Below are 26,840 nucleotides of genomic sequence, written 5' to 3' on the forward strand. Positions count from 1 at the left end.
ACTACCGGGTGGATTCGGGACTTTAACCCGTTAGAAACGTGCGCCGCTAGGCGCACACAGCAAAAGTCCTGTTGAGAATCCGAATATCGAATCCGGATTCTCAACAGGACTTTTCTATATCTTCTTTCCCTGCCAGCTTTACTTTTGACAGTTTTCTTCAAATTTCAAAACCTTAACGCTTCTCATTTTTCCGCATTTTCAGCTTCAGCATTGCAGTAACCTTTTTCGCATCTAGCTCCGTCACATTATTTTCTCCGAGTACATCTGTCTCAATGCCCTCTTCACTTTTATTGATATCCAGAATTTCTCCCAGATGATCATTTTCTACCACAAACTGGCCAACTGTACCACTGAATTTCAGCCCGGTTACCGGAATTCCTCTGATTTCCATCTGTTCAGCCGTATTTGCGAAATCTACGTCACTGTTTCCCCATCCATCGGACGACAGGATAACTCCGTCTGCCCGCATAGCTTCCGCCCATACTGCCGCACGGGTTCCAACAAGCAATTTATCTGTATTATCATCCGGCGTTCCAACAATTATGATTCCCATCAGATCCAGATCTTCATCCGATGATACCACATCAAGAAGAGGATCCCGGAAATGGTGTAGTGATGTTTCCTTTGTCGATGGTCCAATTCCCATAATCGCACCTCCTACTGCATAGAACGGATAATTCCGTCACGATATTCGTTTGGTGTAACGATCACCGGCATATTTCCCATATCAATGATCGAGCGACCGTTTTCAGTTCCCGAAGGCTCTTTTGCAAATAACGAAGTATCGTACATCGCACCCTGTCCGGCAACCTGTTTTACGATCAAAACACGTTTTTTCCCCGGGCGAACCACATCATGGTACTCATGTCTCTCTGTGCAGAAATCGCCCCTGAACTTCTTCATCTGTTCCCGGAAAATCTGGATAAACTCGTCACAGGCATGGTGGGCTGCAAGTACACCTTCTCTTTCCTGTCCCATTCCAGGTTTCAGAACAACATCAAATGACACAATATAATCATCATCCCCCGGAGTACCCGCACGGTTCAGATACAGCTTCTCTTTCAGATTACCTTCACTGGACCCAAATTCGTGTGCCTGTTTTCCGTTTTCATCTACACCGGTAAGGATTACATAAACGCCGGTGAGTGTATGCGTAATCCCGTCCCCAACCTTTCCAAGTACTTTGGTCGATATCGGAATGATATCCATCATCGTATTGGTATAACGGTCATGTTCTCCCGGTCTTATAATCTGTACATCTAATTTGGAAAGCTGTGGATATTTCGGTAAAATTTCATCCAGTATTTTCTTCTCGATCGTCATCTTTCCAGATGCTGTCACTTTATTTTCTCCGCCTTCTTCCACCTCAGTAATATGGAAAGCTTTGATCACAAGCCGGCGCAGATCTATTTCTTTCTCCATATAATCATCCTCAATTCTAAATTGAACCCAAATGCGCCCTGGCACATTTGAGGCACGTAGCTCCTTTTATCTAACAGGAAATTTTATCAAAATATCCAGTTAAATAAAAAGGACATCTCCGGCAAATCAGAGCTTTCGCCCCAATCCTGCCGGGGATGTCCCCTTTTTACTATTTGATTATACTTTCGCTACATATTCAAACGGCAGCGGAACAACTTTTCCTGGAGTATCCAGCTTCACGAGCTGTTCCAGAGTTGCTTTTACGATGCCTGTCTGCATCTCAACGTTGTGTGGTTCACCAGCGTTAGCTCCCATAGGAACACGCGGAGCAACCGCACGTGGGGTACCGGTCTGACGAACAACCGGCGGAAGCGCAGCAATAATAATTGTAGGAATTCCTGCGGCTTCAATCGCTCTCTGCACCAGAACTGCAGAGCGGTGGCAGGTACCTCAACCAGCGGTGAGGATAACTGCGTCTACGCCTTCCTCTACAAACATCTTTGCAATGGCAGGACCAGTTTCATGTTTGAATTTTTCCTGGTTTCCGCCACCACCCATGAATCCGGCATGTACCGGTGCACATGCTTTGATAAATCCTTCTTTAGCAAGCTCATGGATACGGTCAATCGGGAACATACAGTTGATGTCTTTGTTTACATCACTGTTATCATATCCACCGTGAGATACCATTAATTCATCTGACGGCATTTTATCTGTTATTTTTCTCCAGGTAAAGTCACCGGCAAGGTTGAATCTCTTCTGATCCTTGTGGTGCACACCTGCTGCTGTGGCGAGGGCAATTGTCATATCCTTCAGTTCTTTTTTCACCGGAGCCCATACTGGCGGCGGAGTTACCGGAACAAAGATTTCTGACTGAAGTCCTTTAACAACGGTCAAACTCATGTCTATTTCCTCCTGATATAATTACACTTCATCATTCTTCTTATGAGACTTCATTTCTTCCTGACGTCTCTGATACGTCTGCAGGTTACTAACATATTTTTCATTGGCGTCCGGTCCAAGCTGTTCGACAAAACTCATATTCCATCCAACTTCCTGTCCTACCACTAATGGATAATCCGTAATCAGCATTCTCATCGGGATTTTCAGATAACCTAATCGTCCCTTCAAATCGATTCCAACACATCCATCATGGATCTCTACGATTACGCCTTCCATATAGATGATCTTATCGCCATATTTCATAGTCATTCACCTTAATCGTATTTTTCTTTTCTCTTCTGGCTCATCGGCAGTGACTGCTCGTTCTTAACCAATTCAATTGTTCTGTCCATAGTCTTTGAAATCAGTTCGATGTTATTTGCTTTTACATTCGGATTCCATTTTCTTTCTGCCTTCTTCACTTCTTCTCCAGCCATTCCAGCTTTCAGCATAGCAAGTGCACGGATTGCTTCTTCCTGGCAAAGCGTGTTGCAGGCAAGAACTTCGTTCTCGATTCCTGATTCAGATTTGTTGTTATCTACCATGTACTGCATGTATTTGTTTCCAACTACAAGTGCTCCCTGTACTGCGCAGAATGAAAGTCCAACAACCGGAATTCCTCTCATACCGATCTGTTCAATATGGCTTGCGAAATCGATGTGGTTGTTACCAAATCCTTCTGTTGTAACAAATGCACCATCAACATCAAGAGCTTCTACCATCATACCAACACGTTTTGATACATAGAATTTCTCTGTATTGATCTGTGGACTACCTACAAAGATAACACCGCAAAGGTCAACTTCTTCATCATGGAGAGTTTCAAGAACCAGTGGTTCTCTCCAGTAATGTCTTGACATTTCTTTTGATGCAGGTCCGATACAGGTAAGTGCATGGATACATCCGTCAAGTACTTCCAGTGGAGATGCCATGATCGGTACGTTTCCAAGGTCAACGTTTGGTCTTGCACCAAGTACTCCGACTGGTTCCATAGGAAGAATCAGGTTGTCATGCATAGCACCCTGTCCCATGATTTCTTTTACGATAACGACTTTCTTCTTACCAGGTCTTCTTACCTGATTGAATGTCTCTGTATCTACTACAAGGCTTTCGTCTTCTACTTTCTTCAGAGCTTCACGGATTTCCTGTGTGATCACGTCTGTTGCAGAATGTGCAGCAAGCGGACCAGGTCTTTCCATGTTGGTTCCTTCTTTGATGATAACTTCTGTCTTGATGAAGATTTCACCTTTATCAGGAGCTCCCGGACGTCCCCACATGATATTTTCATCCAGGTATCCTTCGGAAGAACCGAATTCGCCAATCTGAACACCATTGTCGTCTGTTCCGGTAACCATCATGATAACACCATCAAGTACTCTTGTTGTACCTGTACCGATTTCGTCTTCGCCCTCTTTTGTAGCGATCGGCTGTACATCCATGATTGTATTAGAATAAGTATGGTACTGATCCGGTGTAATGATATCAATCTTTAACTGATGAACCAGTTCCTGTGAAGCAACTGCTTCTTCTTCAATTCCTTCTCGGATGTAAAGAGTTGTTCCTTCAATCTTTGTCTCCGGTCCACGCTTTACTTCTGTAATTTTATAATGCTTTCTGGTAACGCTTCTTACGACTTTCGGTTCCAGCTCTTTTGTCGGTGCTGCGCCTGAAACCACGCCTGCCGGTAATTCTACCTCTGCCGGTACTTCCGCTACTGCAACACCGTTATTAAAACCCATCGGCATTTCGATATCGATATCTTTGCCTTCTCCAATGTGGATTTTTAACACGCCGCCAACTTTCTGTACACTTGCTGTAGGATTTGCAGTAACTGCTGGTGCCTCTTCTTTCACTTCTTCTTTTGCTTCTTCAGCCGGTGCTTCCTCTGCTGCAGGTGCTTTTGCGCCTTCAACAAGATCAGCTGTAAGTGGTGTAAGAGAATCGCAGGTCTTAACAAGCTTTGCTCCAAGTACCTGTTCGATTGTAAGTGTTCCATCAAGTTTCAGAAGTCCTGAATCTACCAGATCATCAAAGATAGCCGGATCTTCAAGGTTTGCAGCCTGGATTGTAATGCCGCCTTCTGCTCTACAGCATAATACTGCAGGATCTTTTGCATGTTCTTTTGCGGTTTCCGCTGTAATTGACATAATAATTTCCTCCTTGTTAATTTAACAATAACTCAATTAACTATTTATACACTCACCGAAGTGAGGTATCAACTTATCTATTTACCTTCCGGTAACTGTTCTACCTGTTTTGAAACACGCAGATATCTGTAAAGTGGATGTCCGATTGTACGCATTACATGGTCTGTCTGGTGGAATACCTTAAGTCCCATCTTCGGTGCTGATCCCATTACTGTATTTGAACAGTCTGAGCAGTTACCAATAATAATGTACTCGCATCCATCCTTCTTGAACTGGATATTATTCTTAGCCTGTCCAGGACAGTTTCCAGGTCTTTCGCATTTAAGCGGAGCTCCCGGTTTGTTTTCAATTGCCTGTTTACATCTGGCTACTGATTTCACTACACCATTCATCTTCTGACAAATATCTCTCATACGTTCTTCGCTACCACCGCAGGCACATACCAAAAGACCTACACTTGCACCATGAAGATCCGGGAAATCAATTGTAACAATGATTCCACCAGTTGTCTTTGTGATCGGTGCATCCTCTGTAGTAGCATGTCCGGTAAATGGACCACCCATGATGATTTCCCCATATACACCATCAATACCGCCGGCACGTTCAATCATTTCCCCAACGCTTGTGCCGACCGGTACATCCATAAATACATGTGGCTCATTACCGCCATTGATCTTACCGATAACAGTAAGGTTCTTAGAAAAGCATGGCTTTCTCTCTTCAATTGCTTCCGCAACTCTCGCAAGAGTTTCTACATTACAGACAATTGCATTCGCTGCTGACGGAAGCTGTGTTGTATTCAGTTCGATTCCAAGACATTCTCTTACAACCGCACGTTCTTCTCCCATCGGATAAATATCCGGAAGTAAGTGGATCGTGATCGCCTCTTCATCTTTTAATGCCTCGCGCAGTGCCTTTACTGCTTTTTCATTTTTCTTCTTAATTGCAAAAATAGCTTTTGATGCATTGGAAATCTCCATGCAGTGTTTTACTCCGCGGATAACTTTCGCACAGTCATCTTCCAGCTGCTGAATGTTATGACGAAGTCCAGGCTCACACTCCGCTGCATTTACAAGGATATATCCTCCCTGCAGATCTGTTCCGAGTTTTACACCTGTCGGGAATCCGGCGCCACCCATTCCGACAACACCTGCCGCTTTTACCATATCAAGCTTGCTGCCTTCCGGAATCTTTACATATTCATCCTTCTGTTCTTCATCCGGCTTGATGATGATACGGTCTTCCAGTACGTCTTCTACCACACCATATGCACTTGAAAAAATATTAGCTCCAAGGCCTGTCGGTGTTGCAATCAGAGTCCCTTTTTCTACTCTGTCTCCGGCTTTTACAACCGGTGCACAAGGAGCTCCTACATGCTGACGCAGCAAAATCTGTAAGTTTGCCATGTCTCTTCTCTTCCTTTCTCCTCTACGTCGAAATCTATATCTTATCTTGTCCTACGCGTATTTGACTATAGTTTAACAAATAGATATATTTTTTTCAATAGCATTTATAGATTTTCACTTTTCATGTTGGACTCAATACTAGAATCTAGTCTAGTGATTGATCTGTACTATAGTCTATATGATTTTACTTGAAAATTCAATATCTTTTTTATATATAATCTATTTATTTTTTTCATCGGTTCTGTCTGATTTTTACAGATTGTCTATTTTTTCTCATTTTACTTATCCGCATTATCTATAAGTATTCTGGTCAAGAGGATTTACGTCAAAAAAGAAAAGCCACCGTACTGTTTCCCCTAAAACAATACAGCAGCTTTTCTCTTTATCTTTTTAAGGCTTTTCGCCCAAAAACCTCTCTTTTTGGCGAGGGCATGTGGGAATCGAACCCACCCAGGACGCTCCTAACGCCCCACACTGGTTTTGAAGACCAGGAGACACACCAGTTATCCATCTACCCCCATATATTGATTATTCCAATCAAGCTTATTCATTATAGCAAATTACCATTGACTTTTCAAGTATTTTCGTACATAATATTTTTAAAGAAAACTGAACTGCATACTAGACTCTGGTCTGGTCTTTCAACTAAGGAGGAATATTAAAAATGGAAATCAATCCAAAACTGAATCTTGACGCATTTGAGGCATCTTTCCATGCGATTGACACACATACAGTTGGGGAATTTACAAGAATCATTACATCAGGTTTCCCGAAGCTTGAAGGGGATACCATGATCGAACGTAAGAACTTTCTTGCAAAGCATTACGACAAATACCGTCAGGCTCTTATGTTTGAGCCACGTGGACATCATGATATGTTTGGTGCTCTTCTGACAGATCCGATCCACCCGGAAGCTGATTTTGGTGTGATCTTCATGGACACTGGAGAATATCTGAATATGTGTGGTCATGGAACAATCGGTTCGGTTACAGCAATCATCGAAACAGGACTTGTTCCTGCCGTAGAACCTTATACAGAAGTTGTTCTGGATGCTCCTGCAGGAATTATCCGTACCAAAGCAGAAGTCAAAAACGGAAAGGTACTTAATGTAACACTTACTAATGTACCGGCTTTCCTTTACAAAGAAAACCTCACAACAGAAGTTGATGGCAGAGAAGTTCACTATGATATTTCTTTCGGCGGAAGCTTCTTCGCACTTGTTGATATCGAACAGTTCGGATGGCACGTAGATCCACAGTCAATCCCACAGCTTACCGATTTCGGTATGAAGCTGATTGAAAAGGTCAATGCCGAAGTAGAGATCCGGCATCCGGAACTTGATATCACAACTGTCGACCTCGCAGAGCTTTACTGCTCTACTGATACTCCTGGATGCGACAAACGTAATGTCGTTATCTTCGGAGATCATATGGCTGACCGTTCTCCTTGCGGAACCGGAACCAGCGCAAAGCTCGCCACCCTTTACAAAAAAGGTGAGATCAAAGTTGGACAGCCTTTCGTATATGAAAGCTTTATCGGCTCTCAGTTCAAAGGCGTAATCTTAGACACTACAAAGGTTGCCGACTATGATGCCGTTATTCCGCAGATTACCGGAAGTGCTTATCTGACAGGGGAATCTACTTATGTGATCGATCCAGATGATCCGTTAAAATATGGCTTCAAAGTAGGCCGTTAAGTCAAAATCTTTCAGGAGACAGAGCTATGTATATGGCTTTGTCTTCTTTTTTGTAAACAAATTACTTTCTTGTTATTTCATGCCCATTCTGCTATAATAAAAAAAGATTACTATTTTCAAAGGAGGGGAATTTTCATGCCAAAGAAAAGAAGTTCCACCAAAAGCCGTATCATAAAAGCCGCGTGGAATCTATTCTACAAGCATGGTTATGAACAGACCACTGTTGATGAGATCATCTCGGCTTCTAAGACCTCAAAAGGAACCTTTTACCACTATTTTAAGGGAAAAGAAGCTCTTCTCAACACACTTTCTTATCTGTTTGACGAAAAGTATGAAGAGCTTGCAGGAATCGTAGATCCGGATCTTTCCGCTTATGACAAGCTGTTATTTTTTAACCATGAACTATTTCATATGATTGAGACCAGTGTCGATGTCGGGCTTTTAGCCTCCCTCTACTCGTCCCAGCTGATCACCAAAGATAAGCGCTCCCTTCTTGAAAACGATCGTTACTATTTCGTGTGGCTCACTGAGACAATCAGCACTGCACTGAAAAATGGAGAATTCAACGGCACCAGTACTGCTGATGAACTTCTGAAGATTTATGCAATGTACGAACGTGCTGTTCTTTATGACTGGGCATTATGCAAAGGCAAGTATTCTCTCACCGCATACAGCGACAAGCTTCTTCCACATGTACTTGACCAGTTTGTAGAAGGATTTTAATTCTGTCATTTTTTCATTGACAATATAGACACCCTTCTGCACATGGATCATCGCACTACAATCGAGTAGGCTGACTCCTACTCGATTCTTATACTTTGTACATCATCTCGCTTAACAGCTCGATGATGTACATTCGTCAAATGCAGATCCTTGTGCAAGCACAAATCTGCACTTGGCTCATCGTATACAATCGAGTAGGCTGACTCCTACTCGATTCTTATACTTTATACATCATCTCGCTTAACAGCTCGATGATGTACATTCGCCAAATGCAGATCCTTGTGCAAGCACAAATCTGCACTTGGCTCATCGTATACACAAAAAGACCAGAACCCGCCCCACTACCAGGGCATTCTGGTCTTTTTCTTTTCACTGCCGCACTTTTCCCTTAAGCACTGCACTCTATTCTTCAATCAGGAAGCTTTCCTGTTCGATTCCCTTTCCGGTTTCAAGAAGCTTTTCTTTTAACTCCTCTAAAAGTGGAACATTTACCTTTTCCAGCTTTTCCATCGTCTCTTTCGAGATTGTTTTCGCATATTCTTCGTATTTCTCGTAGGTCTCCACATCCATCTGCAATGGCTTTATTCCCGGGAAAATATGCTTCTGGATATATTCAAAAATCCGGATTCCACCGTAATCCATATCTCCGCTGTGGAATACTTCCACGTCTTTCCCTTCGATCACTCTCTGCAGCTTCTTCAGAAATTCTCTTTCAAGTGGTGAAAAATATCCATGACTGTAGATATAAAGGATCTCCGGATCATATTCCATCGCAAGGTAATTCGTCTTATTCTCGATCGTCACGATTTTTTTCAGTGCCGGCTGCTCTACCTCAACCATTGCATGCTTGACTGTCTGGCTGTTCAGCACAACTCCATATGTAAAATCGGAAAGATCCACTCTTTTTGCTTCTGATCCTTTCCAGATCTTCAGTTTAAGCGGTCCTTTAACTGCCAGTTCCTGGGAATTTTCTTCGATCAGCAGCTGCTCCAGAACCGTCTGGATATCCATATCTGCCGTAATCTCCGGGCAATATCTCCTTGCAGCCGTCACCACATTTCGTTCCATCTCCCGCTCGAAGATCTTGCTGTCCTTCAGATAGCGTTTACTGAAAATCCGCTTCATCATCGGTTCTTCCAGAGAGTCCAGTCCCCGGTAACAGTCCAGATATTTTTCCAGCTTCTCTATATTTTTCGGCAGATCACCTTCTGTGATCCGCTCTTTCAGCTTTTCCAGATAATTCTCGATCCATTCTTTCTGAAAGCCTTCCGAAAGCTCCTGGTCAATCATACGTATATAATAATTTACCTTCGCCTGCTTCGGCCAGTATTCTTCTCCGCTTTCGCTGTCTGCAAGACGGTAAAAATCCGGAAGATGCTCCACCTGATATGCCACAAGCTCTACATCACTGTCCGGAACAACCCATTTTTTCACAGTCACAAGTCCTGCTCTTTCCAGGCGCTGCACCTCTTCGATCAGCTCTTCTTTCCCACAGGCATCATAATCCTCCTGTGTGATCCGAAGGGTCCTCCCTCCAGTCGCTCCTTCCCGCCAGTCACGGCTGCTGTTCTCACATCTTTCTATAATTCTGTCTACCAGATACATTTTCTATCACCCCTGTTCTTCCTCATCCGCAAGCTGTGCGAACTCGGTTTTTTCAAATTCCTGAATTGATATATGCCGTTTATTCGGGTTGGCATATACAAAGGTTTTATCAACATTTTCCAGATAATTCTGGATCTTATCATTTGTGGCACTGATGATCGCCTGGAAACCAAGTCCACGGATCAGCGCAATACAGCTTGCCACCTTCTCGGCATCCATTTTTGAAAATGCCTCATCCAGAACGACCAGTCTGAGTGTCGGATTCCTGTGGATTTTCGGGGAAAGATTGATCCTGTAAATCTGTGCAAAGCTTGCAAGAAGTGCAACATAAAGAGGATTTTGTCCTTCTCCTCCGGAATTCTTACGGATCATCTTGCCAAGACCGATTTTCATGTCTTCCTCACCCTGGACAATCTGCTGCATGTCGAAGGAAAGATAAGTACGGTAATCCGCGTACTTGTCCATATTTTTCTTCGCCTCTTCCAGTTCCTCATGGGTAGCATTTTCCGGTGGGATAAATATGCCGATCAGTTCATTCATCATATCACCGTAGTTTTCTTCATGCTCCATCGTGAACAGATTCATCTGGTTCTCAATAGAACCTGAAAGCTGTGCCGGATTGATCTGCAGGGTATCATCCATAAACATCTTATAGTACTTTCCGTCTGCACCCTTATTCTTCGTGATCACAAACTGGTACTTATCTTTTCCGAAATCCAGCCGGCTGATGATCCGGTTCAGCTCATCTCTTCTCTGGTAGGCCTCGCGGATCGCACTGCGGATCTTGAAAACAAAGTCATCCTTGAAGTGCTCAACCGCTGCCTTTGCCTGTTCATTCGCTGCCTGCCAGTAGGTTTCCAGATTATCACACGACAGGCTTTCCAGAAGCTCCTGATAAACCTTATTATCTTCTTCTACCACTGAAAAATTACGCTGCGTATATTTTTTGGTATAAGCACTGCGGGCTGCCACCAACTCCTGATAGATCTCTTCTTTTTTCTTTCCAAGCTGCTGCAACTGCCTTGCACTTGCCTCTTTTAAATAAATATAGTTTCTGCTTTTCTGTGCTTCCAGATACTCTTCAAACTGCTTCTCAAACCTTTCGTTTTCCTGAAATTCTTTCTGGATTCCAGAAAGTGCAAATTCCGACTCTGTAATACTGTTTCTGAATTTTTCGATTTCTTCCCCGTTTTTCCAGATTTCTTTCTCTGTCTTCGTGATCTCTTTCTGTTTTGCATCCCGTCTTTCCTGCACTTCTTTCATCTGTGCTTCCAGAGTATCGACTGATTCTGCACGCAGTTTCTGTAGCTTTTCAAGTAAATCTTTCTTACGGGTTTCTTTTCCCTTTATCGCCTTTGCATCCAGGATCTGGCTGATATAATCCTCTGTCGGAAGTGGCATTGCTTCCAGTTCCAGAAGTTTCTTTGCCTCTTCCACAAGTGCTGCAAGTGGAATCCTCTTCTCCTGAAGCTCATCACAGTGCTTCTGAAGCTGCCGGATCCTCTGACGGAGACTAATCTCTCCGATATAAGCACGTCTCGTATAATTTTCCGGATTAATATGCTGCAGACGATAGCTGTGATACAGCATACAGTCCGGTGTCACACCGATCCTGCATTCCCGGAGTTCCTCAATACTCTCACATTTCATAACGTTTCCAAGGAAGAAATTGATGTAAGACTGCACGTATTTTTCTTTTGCTTTTACTTCTTCTGCAAGAGCTCCCTGACGGACGATGTGCTCTTCTTCCATCACTTTTTCCGTATCCAGAATTGCTGCGCGGAAGAATTTTTTCTTATCCATTTCCTGGTAAATATCCATCGCTGCTTTCGCGTATTTTGGCTCTACGATCAGCAAAAGTTTATTATTTCCCATATAGCCTTCCACTGCATTGTGCCATCTTTCATCCCGGATTTCCAGAAGATCTGCGAGAATCTGCACGGAAACAAATTTTCCACAATTCTCCTGCAACCGGTTCTGCAATTCCAGCCTTGCTTCTTCCAGCTCTTTTGGATATGCTTTTCTTCCCTGTTTCAGCTCTTTTAGCTCTTCTTTAGCTTCCCGTTCTTCTTTCTTGATCTGACGAAGTGTACTGTCCGTATCCCGACGTTCTTCTTCGATCTCCGCACGCATCTGTGCGATATTTTCTTTCAGCCTTGTAAGTTCGCCCTCCGAAATCGTACCGGCTTCAAATTTATCAATATCCCAGATTGTCTGGTTGGACGTAATCTCCTGTTCTTTCCATGCTGCAAGTCTCTGTGCTGTCTTTGTGAGACTCGCCTTGCTTTTTCCCAGATGTTCCAGAGTCTCGTTAAGTCCTGCAAGTTCTGCTTCCAGTGCTTTATAACCACTGTTATTCAGACGAAGTAACAGCTCCTCATGCTCCTTTTGCAGTTCTCCACTCTGGCGCATCAGCTCGGCTTTCGTATGCTCCTGTACCTTGATACCTTCTTCTCTGGTTTTAATCTTATCATGGAGTCCCTGGATGTCCGCCTGCAGCCGGAGCATTTCCAGACGGGTAAGTCGGTACTCACATTCCCTGCTTTTTTCCCGTTTCTCATCAAAATCCTGATAGATTCCATCAATCTTCTTCAGTTCCTCAATCTCTTCCATCGTTGACTCAATCTTGCTGCGCATTCTTCCGTACTGCATGATACTTTCTTTCAGATCCTCGATCTGGATATCCTGTTCCATACAGATATATTCTTTTACAAATTCTTCCAGCTTGATATTCATCCGAAACGGGATTGCCCGCTTAAAAAGACGTGGGAACTTTTCTTTATCCAATCCGCCCAGATACACATCATAAAGCTGACGGCGAAAACGCTCATTGCTCGGTCCGCAGTAGAATGCCTCTTCACCAAAGGTACGCTGCAGATATTCTCTTATTTCCACAGTAGAAAGACATCTCTTTTCTCCCCGGTAAGCATTCGCAAGCAGACCACTCCTGTGCCAGAAAAACAGGCGGTTGATCTCATTTGTTGCTGTCTCCACGTCAAATACAACGCCCACGCACTGTTTCTCATGGGTTCTCGTCTGTTCCAGCTCGATCACGATCGTACTGGAAAAATTCTTATTTCGCAGATACTGGGACTCATTATTTTCACTGATGTTTACCATTCCGCGCAGATACTCGATCAGAGTACGGTCGGAATCATCTGCTGCCGCTTTATTAAAAAATCCACGTCCGTCCGTGTTAGCATAGAGCACAATCTGAATTGCATCGATAACCGTTGATTTTCCACTTCCGGAATGCCCGGTGAAAAAATTGATTCCTTCACTCAAAGTCAGTATTTTTCTGTCTATATAATGCCAGTTGTTCAGGCAGATTTTTGAAATCGCCCAGAACGGCTGCCTGTTATCCAATGTCTCCAAGAGTCTCCTCCTCTTCTTCCCGGCTGCTTCCAAATGATTCCAGAACTTCTCTCACCGCATCTCCCTGCAATACTGCATGGATACACGGATAGATCAGAAGTCTTGTACTTTCATTTAACTCTTCCAGTACATCCAATGGCTCGATCAGCTGGTATTTTTTCAGCATGGCAATAGTTCTTTTCATCTCGGTCGGTGACGGGATACTGCGAAGCACGCGAAAATCTCCTGCTTTTCCGTTGAGTGCCCCCAAGGTTGTCACAATCTGGCTGCTCGACGAAACCGATGCCATCTGCTCATCATAGATCAGTTTCAGCAATAATATATAAATAGTCGCAAGACGCGGAAGCTTTTCTCCCCAGACCATCTCATCCTGAATATAGATCAGACCCAGATGTACATTCTCGCATAACGTAATGCCGGCAATCTGGAAATACATTTTCAGAAAATCAATGTGCTTTTCGCAGATACGGTACTCTCTCTGATACTGGAGTCTGCCCGCACGCTTGTCAAACTTCCTCTCCAGAAGGAACGTCTGTCTATAGAGAAGCCGGATCACATCCGTCAGGTCTTCCTGTTCTTCCTGTGTAAGCTGCTCAAAATATTCTATCATCCATTCTCTCCAATTTCCGTATTCTTTTTATAAATGCCTTCTTACAAACTTCAGTGCAGGATAACGGTATCCGTTCTTTTCAATCGTCTCCGCATCCTCTTCCAGCGTTTTATATTTGCTGTTCTTACGGGTACTTAAGTCATATGCCAGAATCAGCTTTTCAAAATCCTCCTCTGATGTAAGGGAAAGTTTTTCTGTATCCAGCACATCTTTCTCTATATGCTCTTCGATAAATTCTTCAATCTGCTTTTTGCTGAATCTGCGCTTGATCCGGTTCAATCTGAGCACATCTTCCCTGTCCAGATCATCCACTTCTTCTTCCGGTGCCATCTGACTTACAAAATCCTTCCGGTTTTTTCTTCGCTTATAAAGAGATTTTTCTGACAGGATTTCGACCAAAGACAGATTCATCTTCTCCCCCGTCTTTTGAATGACCTCTTCATAGTCATCCTCTGACATCCGGTTCAGGAGCTGAATAACCAGTCCCTTCGTGTCCCTCTCTCCGCTCAGAAGATAATTCAGTCTTGTCACCGTCGCACGCACATATTTGCTGTGCTCCTTATCCATATTGGAAATGCGGTGCTCGATATCATCAAAGCCTCTCTCGATCATATCCAGAAGTTCCAGCACATCTTCTCCCGTATCTCCGGTTGCACGGGCGCGCTCACGGATCTTCTCGATCCATTCCTCATCATCCCGCATCTGACGCAGGCATTCTTTGATATCTGTCTTATAGATATAAAAATTATCCGAAGTCTTCAGTATATGGTATTTTTTCCGGACAATCTCTTCCACATATCCGTCCAGATGCTCTTTCAGAAGATCCCCGTAAAACTGCTGTTCCAGAAGCCTTGCAAAAAATTTATCCATGTTATGCAGCATATCCTGCAGTGCTTTGTTGAGCCGTCTGGTATTGATAAGTGCTGTCCGGAGCATATTCAGATTCACCCTCGGATCATTTTTAAACGAGAACAATGTCGCATAGACATTCTGGATATAGATCTCTGTCTCCTCCAGGTCCTCCGTAGAAAGCCGCTCAAAGGCATCCACAAATATTGCTGCATAATCCGGAATTACGATATTCGTCACCAATGTATTATAATCTTCAATTTTCTTCAGCCATCCTTTTCGGATCAGCCAGTTCAGAATCCTTGCCGACGGAGTCTCCAACATATCAAACTCAGTCTCATCTTCCTCCCGCTTAAGTTCGATCTGTTTCTTCATATACAGATCCCGAAGCACCTGAATACAGACTTCCCTGGTCAGGAAATAATTGCTGTATTGGTATTCTTCATTGATCGCCATCAAAGCCTCAATGTATGTCTCTCTGTTCACAGAACGGAACAGACTCCAGAAACCCTCCGGAATTTCAAAACGTAACTGCATGCCTTGCCTTTCTGTAAATTCATAAATTTTTCCATTATCTATAAGTATACCATATTCTAGTCTCTAAATGGAAAAAATTATTTTTCTTGTTCCACGAATATTCTCAGTAAACGGAAAAAGGAAACCGCAAAAATGATTCCTCATCTTGCGGTTTCCTCGTTTTACCTCTTCTTATACCATACACTCGTGGATCTCTTCTTCTTCAAGACCAATTCCCTGCATGACATTTTTCAGTTCTTCCCTGCATTCCAGTGGTGCGCACCAGGAAAGCCCGCATCCTGCTGAAATACTTCTCGGCACCGGAATCATACGTCCCTGTGCGCCAACTTTTTTACATTCTTTTTCCATCGCCATCGCATCCGCTGTTGTGTGGAATGTGATGACCAGCTTTAACTCTTTTTTTCTCATTATTCAATCACAATTTCAAATTCAGAGCCCTTCTCGGTAGAAGTTGCCTTCTTTCCTTTGTCCTTCGCAAACTTCTCGATATTAGTCTTCTGGTGAGGTTCGCTCACAAGAACCTTGATCGGTCCGTTTGCATTCTTCAGTGCCTCTGCGGTAAGCATCAGCGGTTCCGGACACGAAAGTCCTCTTGCATCTACTTCTTTCATATTTTTTACCTGCCTTCCTAGCATATCATATTTCTTATGAATTATCCATCTATATCTTGCGGTTTCTGACTATTTTGCCTGCTCTCTTTTGTTTGTAAATGCAATGATAAAGCATGCAATAATACAGATGATACAAGCAACCTTTCCGTTCGGAGTAACTGCTCCCGCAACAACCTTTCCAGTCTCTGTATTCATTGCGGTTCCGCTTGATGCAAGTCCGAAGTTATGGCAAAGTGCTGCTGCAAAGAACATGCCAAGTACTGTCACTGCTGAATCAGAAGAGCCCTGTCCTGCAAGGATCAGCTGGCGAAGCGGGCATCCGCCGGCAAGAACTGCCGCGAATCCTACTGCATACATGCCAAGGATATTCCACAGATGGTTGGAATGTGCAATGATTCCAGGTGTGTTAAATCCAAGTACGAATCTTCCTGTTGCCAGGTTGAAGATCAGCATTACTACAAAAAGACCTGCAATAATTGTAAGAAGATCAAAGTTCTTCATTAAGATCGCATCACGGATTCCGCCGGCGAAGCACATTCTTGATTTCTGAGCAAGTGCTCCGAAAATAAGTCCGCCGATCAGTGACATGATAATTGGTGCATGAAGACTTCCAGGACCTGCTTCACTTGCTTTGAGAAGTGTTGAGCAAGTTGCAAGGATCAGAATACCAAGCATCAATACCGGAAGCACTGCTCCACTTTCTTTATTCGTCTCATGCGCACGTCCAAGGCTGAATCCTTTTTTCAGGGCAAATGCTCCTGTTCCTACTCCAAGTACAAATCCAATCAGTGCTACCCATGCATTCAGGTCACCTGCTGACATACGGATTACCATACGGAGCGGGCATCCAAGGAAAATCAGGGAACCAATCATAATTACCATACCAAGGATAAAGCGGATCATCGGTGAAGATCCTGCTGTTGAACGGTACTCTTTTGTTGCCACTGAAATAATAAATGCTCCGATCACAAGACCGATGATCTCCGGTCTTGCATACTGTACAACTTCGGCCTGGTGAAATCCCAGAGCTCCTGCCGTATCACGGATAAAGCAGGCAATACAGAATGCCATGTTTGCCGGATTACCAAAGTAAGCCAGACATGCAGCTACAAGCCCACACAGACCCCCCGCAAGTGCAAGCTTCTTCTTTGAATCTGATAAATTCATTTTTCTTCCTCCTTCGTCTTTCTCTCATTCGTCATTTTGACTATTAAAGCTTTTTTTGTTACCTTACAATTATACCTTTTGCATAACTTTTTGTCCAATTTATAATTAAAATAGACCGATATATATATTGATACTATCAATACTATACCGGTCTTCTATCAATCTCTGATCTTATAAAATTTTACTCTTCTTCTGCAAGCTCGCAGACTGCCCGGATTGCAGTATCCACTTCTTCCTCTGTGTTATAGTGGGAAAAACTGAATCTGACAGCCCCCTGCTCTACGGTTCCAAGCGCCTCATGCATCCGTGGTGCACAGTGTCCTCCTGAACGGGTAGAAATCCCATAATCTGTCAGAAGTGCATCGCTGACTTCTCCCGAATCATAATCTCTGATATTCAGGCTCACTACCGCACAGCGGTCCATGCTGCTGAAATCCCCATAAATTTTGACTCCCGGGATTTCTTTTACCCCTTCATAAAACCGTTTCATCAATGCCTGTTCCTTTGCACGGATCGTATCAATTCCTGTTTCTTCCAGATATCCGATCGCAGCATCCAGTCCGGCAATTCCGTGTCCGTTAAGTGTTCCTGCTTCCAGTGCTGTCGGCATCTCTTCCGGCTGTGTCTTACTATAGGTCTGCACACCGGTACCGCCTGAAAGAAGCGGCCGGACATGAACGCCTTTTCTCACGTACATTCCACCGGTCCCCTGCGGTCCCAGAAGTCCCTTATGGCCGGTAAAACACAGAATATCAATATGCATCTTCTGCACATCGATCGGAAATACACCGGCAGTCTGTGATGCATCTACCACAAACAACAGACCATGCTTCTGGGCAATCTCCCCGATCCGCTCCACATCCACTTTGTTTCCCGTCAGATTAGAACCATGGGTACAGACAATTGCTTTTGTATTCTCTTTGATTGCTTTTTCAAAATCTGCATAATCCAGAGTTCCTTTTTCATCACATCCAAGGAATGTCACTTCAACTCCCTTTTTCTCCATCTCATAAAGTGGTCGGAGAACAGAGTTATGTTCCAAAACCGTAGAGATCACATGGTCTCCCGGATTTAAGATCCCCTTGATCGCAATATTCAGACTCTCCGTTGAGTTCATGGTAAATACGATCTGTCTTGCATCTTCCGCCCCGAAAAAACCTGCAAGCTTCTCTCTTGTGTCATATACGGTTCTTGCTGCTCCGAGAGATGCCTCATTGACACCTCTTCCTGCATTCCCCATTGAGCACATTGCTGCGGTAATCGCATCAATTACTTCCTGTGGTTTGCGCATTGTGGTTGCTGCATTATCTAAATATATCATATTGATCCTCTTTTCATTTCCCCATATGTGCATCCGGATAGAAATCCTTTACAATCCGGATCAGATGCTCTGCTGCTGCAGGCAGCTGATAGTTTTTATTGTATACAAGGTTCAGATAACGACTGCTTTCATCCTTCTGTAACGGGAATTCCAGAACCTGTCCGGTCCGGATCTCCTCTTCTGCTGCAAGTCTTGATATAATCGTGATTCCAAGCCCACTCTTTACTGACCTTTTTATCGCTTCCGGATTCTCAATGCATGCTACTATATTGAGGGTATCCGGCATAATTCCTGCTTTTCTCAATATTTTTTCTGTTTCCTTGCGGGTTCCCGATCCTTCTTCCCGCATAATGACCGGTTCATTCTTTATCCATGTTGCTGTCTTATAGCGCTTCTGTATTTCCTGATAAAACTCGGTATTCGGCATGATAACAACCAGTTCATCCTGATAAAAAGGCATATATCTGCAATGCTTTTTTTCAAGTACCGTACCTGTGAATCCAATATCTACCATATGCCCTGCTACCTGTTCAACAACACCGCAGCTGTCATTTTCTGAAATCCGGAACTGCTCATCCGGATAAGTCTCTCTGAATTTCGCCAGAATCGCCGGAAGAACATACTGTGCCGGAATCGTAGAGGTCGCAATTGTAATACATTTTTCCTCACGATGCGCATCCTTGGAAAATACCTGCTCGATTTCTTTTTCGAGTTCCACCATCTGACGCGCATACTGATATAATTGCTTTCCTTCTTCCGACAATTTTACTTCCTTTGTATTTCTGACAAAAAGCCGTGAGTCCAGTTCTTTCTCCAGAGAAGAGATATGTGCACTGACCGTTGGCTGCGTCAGGAATAAAAGCTTTGCCGCTTTTGAAAAACTTCCCGACTCAGTTACCTTAACAAATGCCTCCAGCTGCTTTAAATTCATAAGTATGCCACCCTCTCACTTTCTCCGCCTGTCTTCTTTGTCACCTTAATGCTGTCCATATATTCTAAAATCGGTTTCGCACTCTTTCTGCTTGTTGAGAACATATCTCTCACCTGTGCGATCGTGATCAGATTTTCTTCCTTCAGATGATTCTGAATTTTTTCCTTCGCTTCATCCATCAGGTGTTTCATCGTAAACATCTCTTCATTGATACGGAGTACTTTTCCTTCGTCAATCATCATGAGAACCACTTCTTCCGCTGTCTGGCGCGGAATTTTTCCAAAATCAATCTCTGAAAATCTCACAAAATCATATCCTGCTTTTTCAAATGTATCTTCGATCAGCTTCTCTGTCTGAAGATACATCGCGTCCTTCGGAACTTCATATCCCGGAAGCGAAAGATATTCTTCCCTTCTTCCATAGACGTTTTCTCCCGTCATTCTTTCGATATACGCATCAAATATGTTTGGTTTGATCTTTTTCAGGAATGTGTTGTGAATTTCGGCTTTCTTCATTCCATATCGGTATGGATGCTCACTGTGATATTTCTGCAATGTCTCCTCTATCTTCTGACGTACTGCAAATTCGCTGTCTCTGTGCCACAAATATGTGTCCTTCTTCATTGGGAATACAAAGATTGTGCCCGATTCTTCCAGTTCTTCAAGATACTCCTTCAGTTCATCTACGGAATGTGCCATCACCTTTGCAAGCTCAGCAAGTGTGATCATCGTGTCGCCGTGTTCTTTGATCTGAAGCTCCATAACATCGCCAAGAGAACCGGATTCTTTTTTCTTCAGTTCTTCGATTGCCTGCGCATCAAAACGTTTCTTACGCACCGGATTCGGTTCCAGAACGATCCCGCCTCCGATAGTCTCCATCGGCGAATAGAAACGTACTACAAAACGGTCGCCTCGTTTGACCGCAATCTCTTCTTCCAGTCTGAGCTGTACCAGTCCCTCTTCTCCCGGTCCGATCTGCTCCTTATCCAGCAGAACAGCACGGCAGAGGATTTCACTCGTACCCGTGTATAAATGCAATCTCTCATGATTTGTAAGGATACGCATGGAGTCTTCCAGAACTTTCAGCTTCACATCCAGAAGATCTGTATTTTTCATACTGTTCTTCGGCGCAAGCACACACCCTCTGCGAATCTCCTTTTTCTTCACATTTGACAGATTGATCGCCACTCTCTGTCCGGCATAGCATTTGTCCTGATTCTGCCCATGTACCTGAATATTACGAATCTTGCACTCTTTTCCGATCGGATACATTTCCAGAACGTCTTCCCTGGTGATCGTACCGGAGATAAGTGTCCCTGTGATAATTGTCCCAAAGCCTGACAGGGTAAATGCCCGGTCAATCGGAAGTCTTGGAATAGTCTGTGTATCCTTTGCAACCACCTCATCAGACATCAGTTGCTGGATCGTATCCGTCAGTTCATCAAGCCCCTGCCCGGTTGCAGCCGATACTTTAACAACCGGTGCACCTTCCAAAAAAGTACCTTCCAGTTCTTCCTGGATTTCTTCCTCAACGAGTTCCAGCCATTCTTCATCGACCAGATCACACTTGTTGATCACCAGAATGCTCTTCTTGATCCCAAGGAGTCCCAGAATGTCCATGTGTTCTCTTGTCTGCGGCATGATACCTTCATCCGCTGCCACAACCAAAAGTACCAGATCCATTCCGACAACTCCCGCAACCATGTTGTTGATAAATTTTTCATGTCCCGGAACATCAATGATCCCTACACGGTCTCCATTTTTCAGATCAAAATAAGTAAACCCGAGGTCAATGGTGATCCCTCTTCTCTGTTCTTCTTCCCACCGGTCCGTGTTACGTCCGGTAAGTGCTTTTATCAGTGTCGTTTTCCCATGGTCAATGTGACCTGCGGTTCCTACGATAATGTTTTTCATAATAATTCTCCCAGCATCTCTGCTATCTTCTTAAAGTAGCAGGATTCAATTGTCCGCACATCCAGATAAATCGTGTCGTTGGCTGTACGCGGAATGATTGGCATAGAAAGATGCCGCATCTCTTCTTCCAGCTTCGGTACACTGATATTCTCCGGCTTAATCGTAACTGCCATACTCGGAATGCGTTCAAGTGGAAGAGAGCCTCCACCGATCTGTGATTCACACGGTTCCATCCCGATCGTTGCAGCAAGCTGTGCATTCTGCAGAATCCGTTTCAGGGATCTTGCACGCTTTTCCACATCCTCTTTGGACTCTGTGATCATACGCAGTACCGGAAGATTCTGGATTGCCTTTTCTTCTGATAAATATTCCTGTAATACCAGTTCCAGTGCTGCTGCTGTGAATTTATCAATTCGCAGTGCACGTGTCAGCTGATTCTTCTTCATCTGGTCAATATATTTCTTTTTACCGATGATGATTCCAGCCTGTGGACCACCGAGCAGCTTGTCTCCGCTGAAGCATACAACGTCCGCTCCCTTACGGATAGAATCCTGAACCGTCGGTTCATAGGTCAGTCCGTATTTACTCAGGTCGATCAGCACACCGCTTCCAAGATCTTCGATGATCGGAATATCATGTTCCTGCGCAATCGGAATCAGTTCATCGATCGTAACCGTCTCTGTAAATCCAACAATACGGTAATTGCTTGTATGAACTTTAAGAAGTGCCTTTGTCTCCTCTGTGATCGCTTCTTCATAATCAGAATAATGTGTCTTATTCGTCGTTCCGACTTCCACAAGTGAAGCTCCGCTCTGCTCCATTACATCCGGAATCCGGAATTTGCCACCGATCTCAACCAGCTCTCCGCGAGATACTACAACTTCCCCTCCTTTTGCCATTGAACTTAAGATCAGCATAACAGCCGCAGCATTGTTGTTAACCGCCATCGCAGCCTCTGCCCTGGTCAGTTTGCAAAGCAGTTTTTCAAAATGAGAATATCTCTCTCCACGTGCCCCTGCTTCCAGATTATATTCCAGATTGGAGTAACCACTCACAATTCCTGCCAGTCTCTCAACATGCTCCTTACTGATCGGTGCACGGCCGAGATTGGTGTGGAGAACTGTTCCTGTTCCGTTGATCACCATTTTCATATTCGGCTCATGCAGCTTTCCGGCATGTCGTTTTATATTCTGCGTAAGCATCCCGATCTGCGCTTTTGCTTCCTCTTCTTCCTCGCACTTTCCGATAAATGTTCTGAGCGCATCCATCTCTTCACGAATCACATCCATCACAAATTCACGTCCATATGCATCAATCAGATTCTGTATCTCCTGTTCTTCAAGCAGAATATCTACTTTCGGAATACTGCGAAATAATAAATTTTTATTCATTTTCTCCTCTACCTCTTTGAATTCCTAGTGCAGACGAATCAGTTTATCGCTCTTTTCTGTTACGGTTCCAATCAGGGATACCTTGGTATCCAGCCTCTTCTTCTCGAATGCTTCCATCACGGCTTCCGCATACTGCGCTTCCACGCTGATGAGCAGCCCACCTGATGTCTGCGGATCATATAACAGATCGATAAAATGATCTTCTACATTTCTGAAATCTACTTTCTGATAAGAATATCCCTTGTTCTTGTAAGCCCCCGCCGGAACAAGGCCCATCTTTGCATAGCTGATTGCTTCATCAAGATATGCAATATCGTGAACATTCAGTTCAAATGTCACATTGCTTGCCTCTGCCATTTCAACACAGTGACCTAAAAGACCAAATCCTGTAATATCCGTACATGCATTTACAGGGAAATGATCCACAACTTCTTTTGCTTTTTTATTTAAAGAAGACATGACAATCTCAGCTTCCCTGATTGCGGCTGCAGATGCCATCTCTCCTTTGATTGCCGTATTAACAATTCCTGTTCCGACCTGTTTGGTAAGGATCAGCACATCCCCCGGTTTACATCCGTAATTCTTAAATATCTTCTTCGGATGTACAAATCCGGACACACAAAGTCCGTACTTCGGCTCATCATCCTGTACTGTGTGTCCACCAACCAGAACAGCTCCCGCCTCTTTTACCTTATCGGCTCCACCGGCAAGAATATCTCCTAAGATCTGTGGATCAAGACAGTTCGGAAATCCTACGATATTAAGTGCTACCTTCGGCTCTCCTCCCATTGCGTAAACATCACTGAGCGAGTTTGCTGCTGCAATCTGGCCAAACATATACGGATCATCCACGATCGGCGTAAAAAAATCCACGGTCTGGATCATCGCAATATCATCTGTAACCTTATAAATCGCAGCATCATCTGATGTCTCGATTCCGACGATCAAATTTTCATCTTCAAATTTCGGTAACTTACCCAGAACCTGGGCAAGGGTCTCCGGACCTACTTTAGCGGCTCACCCGGAAGTTTTTGCATACTGTGTCAGTCTTACTTTTTCTTTATTCATTGTTTATCCCCAACTTATACTTTGCATTTAACATGTTACCTGCCGCAAAAAATGCGCACATAGATGAATTCTATCATTCATACTTTCTATTGTAAAGACTGCTTTTGCAATTCATACTTTTCTATAATCAATTCTCTCACATGTTCAGCCGCTGCCGGAAGTTTGTAGTTCTTATTATATACAAGATTCAGGTTTCGACCGCTGCCATCCTGTGAAAACGGGAATTCCAGAACTTCTCCTGCCTGGATCTCATCTGCAGCCGCAAGTCTTGAAATGATCGTAATGCCAAGACCGCTTTTGACAGATCTCTTGACCGCTTCCGGATTCTCAATTGTCGCAACAATGTTCAAATCATCCAAAGAGATTCCCATCTTTTTTAATTGCTTTTCTGCTTCTTTTCTGGTACCGGATCCCTCCTCACGCATAATCAGAGGTTCTCCTTCCAGCCATTTTAAATCCTTCTGCTCTTTTACGATTTTCTGATATTCTTTCGTATTCGGCATAATAACAACCAGATCATCCTGGTAAAACGGTATGTATTTACAATTTGCTTTTTCGATTACTGTACCGGAAAATCCAATGTCAACCAGATGCGATGCTACCTGTTCAATGACAGTACTGCTGTCACTTTCTACGATTCTGAACTGTTCTTCCGGAAATCTCTCCCGGAATTTCACCAGAATATCCGGCAAAATATACTGCGCCGGTATCGTAGATGTTGCGATTGTAATACATCTTTCTTTCTGCTCTGCTGCTTTTGAAAACATTGACTGGATTTCCTGTTCCAGTTCGATCATCTGACGTGCATACTGATAAAGTGTCTTTCCATCCTCAGATAATTTGACAGTCTTGGTATTACGCACAAACAATCTCACTTTCAGTTCTTTTTCAAGTGTCTGTATATGTGCACTTACTGTTGGCTGTGTCAGATATAGTTCCTGTGCTGCTTTTGAAAAGCTCTTTGAATCGGATACTTTAATAAATGCTTCCAGCTGCTTTAAGTTCATAATTATTCCCTCTCTCTATTCGATCAAATTCGTATAAATACAACCTCTCTGGATTCCTTTATTTCCTTTGATCAAATCGCGCAGCCACATCCATCTTCTACTATCCGATATCAAATACCAGAGAGCAAAGTGCATCTGCCCGAACAGACAAATTCTTTCTGTCCAGGAGGTTACCATCTTCAGTTTTTAACAACTTGTCCAGAACCTGAACAAGGGTCCTTCGACCTGCTTTGATGCCTCAACATGATGTCCTTGTACACTGTGTCTCTCTGATATCTTTATTCATACTTAATTTCTCAACTTTTCTTAAATATTCTCTGTCCGTTATACGGACTTCTTTGTTATATAGTTCTCAAACTATGGTCTGATGATCTTTCCTGCTTCAGCCATAGATTCAACAATACTGTACATATTGGTTACACCACCAACAACAAGCTTGTCTTTTAAGTGATAGTAGTCAAGACATGTACCACATGTAAGAATCTCTACGCCCTGTGCCTCCAGAGACTTCAGATCTTCAATAGAATCTGATCCTTCTGTTGTAAGAGTAGCTCCTCCATTGTAGAAAAGCATCTTCTTCGGAAGTGTATCAAGCTGTGTAACTGCATAAATAAATCCCTTGATCAGGACTTTACCAAGTTCATCATTACCTGTTCCCATACGGTCAGAAGATACAACTACAATGAGGTCTCCCTTCTGATCCGGTGTACATACAACTTCTGCATCTGCTGCCGGTGCTCCCTGCATCTTGATCGTTACTTTGTATTCTTTTTCTCCAAGCTTTTCAGAGCTTACTTCTCCGCCCTGTTCTTTTGCCAGCTTTGTAACATTCTGTACAGCAATCTCATTATCTACTAGTACTTCAATTGTCTCCGGTCCTGTAAGAGCCTGCATTGCTTTTTTTGTTTTGATTACCGGAATCGGGCAGTTATCTCCCATTGCATTAACTGTTACCATAATATTCATTTCCACCTTTCTTTTACGTGAATCTTTTCACTTATAGATACATTCTATCACCCTTCTTCCCTTATGTAAACAGATAGTCCCGTTATTTTTACCAAAAACCAATTGTTATCGCGATAGCTTTTTGTATATTATTGCGATATTTTACATTCGCTTCTTGCAGTATCCTTTCTTCTATAATAAAATAGAAAAGTAAGACAGTATGTCTATAAATATGCATTGAACAAAACTATAGAAAACTGAGAATCTATCGAAAAGCACTTCAGAAAGGATTTAATAATATATGTGGTTAGCAGATGGTTGGAAAGATTATGAAGTAATTGACTCCTCAGACGGAGAAAAGTTGGAACGCTGGGGGCAGTACATCCTGGTTCGTCCAGATCCGCAGGTGATCTGGGATACACCTCGCACAGACAAACGCTGGATGTATCCGAACGCACACTATCACCGCAGTAAAAAAGGCGGCGGTGAATGGGAATTCTTCGATCTCCCGGAACAGTGGCAAATCAGTTATAAGAATCTTACATTTAACTTAAAACCGTTTAATTTTAAACATACCGGACTTTTCCCGGAACAGGCAACCAACTGGGACTGGTTCTCTGAAAAGATCCGCAATGCCGGGCGCCCGGTAAAAGTACTAAACTTATTCGCCTATACCGGTGGCGCAACACTTGCAGCAGCTGCTGCCGGCGCACACGTAACTCATGTAGACGCTTCCAAGGGAATGGTTACATGGGCAAAAGAAAATGCTGTTTCTTCTGGACTCGGCGATGCACCGATCCGCTGGCTGGTTGATGACTGTGTCAAATTCGTAGAACGCGAAATCCGCCGCGGTAATCATTACGATGCAATCATCATGGATCCACCTTCCTACGGTCGTGGACCAAGGGGCGAGATCTGGAAGATTGAAGACGCAATTCATCCACTGGTAAAACTCTGTACGAAGATTTTATCCGATGATCCACTGTTCTTCCTGATCAATTCTTATACGACAGGACTTGCCCCAGCAGTACTGACTTATATGATCGCGACTGAGCTTAAGAAATACGGTGGGCATGTGGATTCACAGGAGATTGGGCTTCCGGTATCTTCAAATGGGCTGGTACTTCCTTGTGGAGCCAGCGGAAGATGGGAGAAATAAGATTGCGGATTTTTG

At 43.6% G+C, this 26,840-nt stretch carries 23 protein-coding genes and 1 tRNA gene; 3 read left to right on the top strand and 21 right to left on the bottom strand.

The genetic code is table 11. The features are described 5' to 3' along the window. Positions 1–172 precede the first annotated feature (172 nt). The 7 genes from PGW42_RS12390 to PGW42_RS12420 all read right to left on the bottom strand — a co-directional run bounded on the left by PGW42_RS12390 (position 173) and on the right by PGW42_RS12420 (position 6,436). Positions 173–646: a glycine/sarcosine/betaine reductase component B subunit gene (locus tag PGW42_RS12390; protein WP_055158009.1), complete on the bottom strand. Its 474-nt coding sequence runs from the start codon at positions 644–646 to the stop codon at positions 173–175. 11 nt (positions 647–657) lie between these two features. Continuing rightward, the gene (gene prdD, locus PGW42_RS12395) at positions 658–1,422 is read right to left on the bottom strand and encodes a proline reductase cluster protein PrdD (RefSeq protein ID WP_270203956.1); all 765 of its coding nucleotides are present in this window, start codon (positions 1,420–1,422) and stop codon (positions 658–660) included. 177 nt (positions 1,423–1,599) lie between these two features. Beyond that, a complete protein-coding gene (gene prdB, locus PGW42_RS12400; RefSeq protein WP_082421153.1) occupies positions 1,600–2,325 on the bottom strand; it encodes a D-proline reductase (dithiol) protein PrdB in 726 nt (241 codons plus the stop codon). Between the two features lie 21 nt (positions 2,326–2,346). Next, entirely contained in the window at positions 2,347–2,628 is a 282-nt protein-coding gene (locus PGW42_RS12405; RefSeq protein ID WP_022220196.1) for a CBO2463/CBO2479 domain-containing protein, read from the bottom strand. A gap of 11 nt (positions 2,629–2,639) precedes the next feature. Continuing rightward, on the bottom strand, positions 2,640–4,511 hold the full coding sequence (prdA, locus tag PGW42_RS12410) for a D-proline reductase (dithiol) proprotein PrdA (RefSeq protein WP_055248939.1): 1,872 nt from the start codon (positions 4,509–4,511) through the stop codon (positions 2,640–2,642). A gap of 77 nt (positions 4,512–4,588) precedes the next feature. Next, positions 4,589–5,917 (bottom strand): proline reductase-associated electron transfer protein PrdC, encoded by a 1,329-nt coding sequence (gene prdC / locus PGW42_RS12415; RefSeq protein WP_008372495.1) that lies wholly within the window; start codon positions 5,915–5,917, stop codon positions 4,589–4,591. Between the two features lie 421 nt (positions 5,918–6,338). Beyond that, positions 6,339–6,436, bottom strand: a tRNA-Sec gene (locus tag PGW42_RS12420). Positions 6,437–6,581: 145 nt separating this feature from the next. On the opposite strand from PGW42_RS12420, the gene PGW42_RS12425 reads away from it, so the two are divergent. Both PGW42_RS12425 and PGW42_RS12430 read left to right on the top strand, forming a co-directional pair. Further along, the gene (locus tag PGW42_RS12425) at positions 6,582–7,613 is read left to right on the top strand and encodes a proline racemase family protein (RefSeq protein ID WP_117823717.1); all 1,032 of its coding nucleotides are present in this window, start codon (positions 6,582–6,584) and stop codon (positions 7,611–7,613) included. 135 nt (positions 7,614–7,748) lie between these two features. Next, entirely contained in the window at positions 7,749–8,336 is a 588-nt protein-coding gene (locus PGW42_RS12430) for a TetR/AcrR family transcriptional regulator (RefSeq protein WP_008372489.1), read from the top strand. Positions 8,337–8,738: 402 nt separating this feature from the next. On the opposite strand, the gene PGW42_RS12435 is transcribed toward PGW42_RS12430, so the two are convergent. From PGW42_RS12435 to yedF, 14 genes are all read right to left on the bottom strand, one after another. Beyond that, on the bottom strand, positions 8,739–9,941 hold the full coding sequence (locus tag PGW42_RS12435; protein WP_195251608.1) for a Wadjet anti-phage system protein JetD domain-containing protein: 1,203 nt from the start codon (positions 9,939–9,941) through the stop codon (positions 8,739–8,741). Positions 9,942–9,947: 6 nt separating this feature from the next. Next, positions 9,948–13,316: an SbcC/MukB-like Walker B domain-containing protein gene (locus PGW42_RS12440; protein WP_330677050.1), complete on the bottom strand. Its 3,369-nt coding sequence runs from the start codon at positions 13,314–13,316 to the stop codon at positions 9,948–9,950. After that, positions 13,300–13,926: a DUF4194 domain-containing protein gene (locus PGW42_RS12445; protein ID WP_173690096.1), complete on the bottom strand. Its 627-nt coding sequence runs from the start codon at positions 13,924–13,926 to the stop codon at positions 13,300–13,302. Before PGW42_RS12445 ends, PGW42_RS12440 begins: the two co-directional genes overlap by 17 nt. 27 nt (positions 13,927–13,953) lie before the next feature. Beyond that, on the bottom strand, positions 13,954–15,312 hold the full coding sequence (locus PGW42_RS12450) for a Wadjet anti-phage system protein JetA family protein (protein ID WP_270203957.1): 1,359 nt from the start codon (positions 15,310–15,312) through the stop codon (positions 13,954–13,956). Positions 15,313–15,483: 171 nt separating this feature from the next. Continuing rightward, on the bottom strand, positions 15,484–15,720 hold the full coding sequence (locus PGW42_RS12455) for a DUF3343 domain-containing protein (RefSeq protein ID WP_008372464.1): 237 nt from the start codon (positions 15,718–15,720) through the stop codon (positions 15,484–15,486). Beyond that, the gene (locus tag PGW42_RS12460) at positions 15,720–15,923 is read right to left on the bottom strand and encodes a sulfurtransferase TusA family protein (protein ID WP_022220208.1); all 204 of its coding nucleotides are present in this window, start codon (positions 15,921–15,923) and stop codon (positions 15,720–15,722) included. Before PGW42_RS12460 ends, PGW42_RS12455 begins: the two co-directional genes overlap by 1 nt. A 69-nt stretch (positions 15,924–15,992) precedes the next feature. Continuing rightward, complete coding sequence (yedE, locus tag PGW42_RS12465; RefSeq protein ID WP_270203958.1) at positions 15,993–17,090, bottom strand: YedE family putative selenium transporter; 1,098 nt, start codon at positions 17,088–17,090, stop codon at positions 15,993–15,995. A gap of 181 nt (positions 17,091–17,271) precedes the next feature. After that, positions 17,272–18,411 carry an aminotransferase class V-fold PLP-dependent enzyme gene (locus PGW42_RS12470; RefSeq protein ID WP_117834843.1) on the bottom strand — a complete coding sequence of 380 codons (1,140 nt, stop codon included), beginning with the start codon at positions 18,409–18,411 and terminating at the stop codon, positions 17,272–17,274. Positions 18,412–18,424: 13 nt separating this feature from the next. Beyond that, a complete protein-coding gene (locus tag PGW42_RS12475) occupies positions 18,425–19,342 on the bottom strand; it encodes a selenium metabolism-associated LysR family transcriptional regulator (protein WP_022220210.1) in 918 nt (305 codons plus the stop codon). Beyond that, a complete protein-coding gene (gene selB, locus PGW42_RS12480; RefSeq protein WP_270203959.1) occupies positions 19,339–21,255 on the bottom strand; it encodes a selenocysteine-specific translation elongation factor in 1,917 nt (638 codons plus the stop codon). Before selB ends, PGW42_RS12475 begins: the two co-directional genes overlap by 4 nt. Then, the gene (selA, locus tag PGW42_RS12485) at positions 21,252–22,646 is read right to left on the bottom strand and encodes an L-seryl-tRNA(Sec) selenium transferase (protein ID WP_270203960.1); all 1,395 of its coding nucleotides are present in this window, start codon (positions 22,644–22,646) and stop codon (positions 21,252–21,254) included. The genes selB and selA overlap by 4 nt, the downstream gene beginning before the upstream one ends. A gap of 24 nt (positions 22,647–22,670) precedes the next feature. Then, on the bottom strand, positions 22,671–23,714 hold the full coding sequence (gene selD / locus PGW42_RS12490) for a selenide, water dikinase SelD (protein WP_117558478.1): 1,044 nt from the start codon (positions 23,712–23,714) through the stop codon (positions 22,671–22,673). Between the two features lie 86 nt (positions 23,715–23,800). Next, positions 23,801–24,721: a selenium metabolism-associated LysR family transcriptional regulator gene (locus tag PGW42_RS12495; protein ID WP_270203961.1), complete on the bottom strand. Its 921-nt coding sequence runs from the start codon at positions 24,719–24,721 to the stop codon at positions 23,801–23,803. A 357-nt stretch (positions 24,722–25,078) separates the two neighbouring features. Continuing rightward, entirely contained in the window at positions 25,079–25,678 is a 600-nt protein-coding gene (gene yedF, locus PGW42_RS12500) for a sulfurtransferase-like selenium metabolism protein YedF (RefSeq protein WP_117823709.1), read from the bottom strand. A 289-nt stretch (positions 25,679–25,967) separates the two neighbouring features. On the opposite strand from yedF, the gene PGW42_RS12505 reads away from it, so the two are divergent. Next, positions 25,968–26,825 carry a class I SAM-dependent methyltransferase gene (locus tag PGW42_RS12505; RefSeq protein ID WP_270203962.1) on the top strand — a complete coding sequence of 286 codons (858 nt, stop codon included), beginning with the start codon at positions 25,968–25,970 and terminating at the stop codon, positions 26,823–26,825. The last annotated feature ends 15 nt before the right edge of the window (positions 26,826–26,840 follow it).

It is taken from the genome of Coprococcus sp. TM115-187 (genome assembly GCF_027679115.1).
Classification (GTDB): domain Bacteria; phylum Bacillota; class Clostridia; order Lachnospirales; family Lachnospiraceae; genus Allocoprococcus; species Allocoprococcus comes.

Excerpts from the sequence above, each read along its gene's own strand:
- PGW42_RS12390 (WP_055158009.1), bottom strand. The coding sequence starts at position 646 with ATGGGAATTGGACCATCGACAAAGGAAACATCACTACACCATTTCCGG.
- prdD (WP_270203956.1), bottom strand. The coding sequence starts at position 1,422 with ATGGAGAAAGAAATAGATCTGCGCCGGCTTGTGATCAAAGCTTTCCAT.
- PGW42_RS12405 (WP_022220196.1), bottom strand. The coding sequence starts at position 2,628 with ATGAAATATGGCGATAAGATCATCTATATGGAAGGCGTAATCGTAGAG.
- prdA (WP_055248939.1), bottom strand. The coding sequence starts at position 4,511 with ATGTCAATTACAGCGGAAACCGCAAAAGAACATGCAAAAGATCCTGCA.
- prdC (WP_008372495.1), bottom strand. The coding sequence starts at position 5,917 with ATGGCAAACTTACAGATTTTGCTGCGTCAGCATGTAGGAGCTCCTTGT.
- PGW42_RS12425 (WP_117823717.1), top strand. The coding sequence starts at position 6,582 with ATGGAAATCAATCCAAAACTGAATCTTGACGCATTTGAGGCATCTTTC.
- PGW42_RS12430 (WP_008372489.1), top strand. The coding sequence starts at position 7,749 with ATGCCAAAGAAAAGAAGTTCCACCAAAAGCCGTATCATAAAAGCCGCG.
- PGW42_RS12435 (WP_195251608.1), bottom strand. The coding sequence starts at position 9,941 with ATGTATCTGGTAGACAGAATTATAGAAAGATGTGAGAACAGCAGCCGT.
- PGW42_RS12445 (WP_173690096.1), bottom strand. The coding sequence starts at position 13,926 with ATGATAGAATATTTTGAGCAGCTTACACAGGAAGAACAGGAAGACCTG.
- PGW42_RS12450 (WP_270203957.1), bottom strand. The coding sequence starts at position 15,312 with ATGCAGTTACGTTTTGAAATTCCGGAGGGTTTCTGGAGTCTGTTCCGT.
- PGW42_RS12455 (WP_008372464.1), bottom strand. The coding sequence starts at position 15,720 with ATGAGAAAAAAAGAGTTAAAGCTGGTCATCACATTCCACACAACAGCG.
- PGW42_RS12460 (WP_022220208.1), bottom strand. The coding sequence starts at position 15,923 with ATGAAAGAAGTAGATGCAAGAGGACTTTCGTGTCCGGAACCGCTGATG.
- yedE (WP_270203958.1), bottom strand. The coding sequence starts at position 17,090 with ATGAATTTATCAGATTCAAAGAAGAAGCTTGCACTTGCGGGGGGTCTG.
- PGW42_RS12470 (WP_117834843.1), bottom strand. The coding sequence starts at position 18,411 with ATGATATATTTAGATAATGCAGCAACCACAATGCGCAAACCACAGGAA.
- PGW42_RS12475 (WP_022220210.1), bottom strand. The coding sequence starts at position 19,342 with ATGAATTTAAAGCAGCTGGAGGCATTTGTTAAGGTAACTGAGTCGGGA.
- selB (WP_270203959.1), bottom strand. The coding sequence starts at position 21,255 with ATGAAAAACATTATCGTAGGAACCGCAGGTCACATTGACCATGGGAAA.
- selA (WP_270203960.1), bottom strand. The coding sequence starts at position 22,646 with ATGAATAAAAATTTATTATTTCGCAGTATTCCGAAAGTAGATATTCTG.
- PGW42_RS12495 (WP_270203961.1), bottom strand. The coding sequence starts at position 24,721 with ATGAACTTAAAGCAGCTGGAAGCATTTATTAAAGTATCCGATTCAAAG.
- yedF (WP_117823709.1), bottom strand. The coding sequence starts at position 25,678 with ATGGTAACAGTTAATGCAATGGGAGATAACTGCCCGATTCCGGTAATC.
- PGW42_RS12505 (WP_270203962.1), top strand. The coding sequence starts at position 25,968 with ATGTGGTTAGCAGATGGTTGGAAAGATTATGAAGTAATTGACTCCTCA.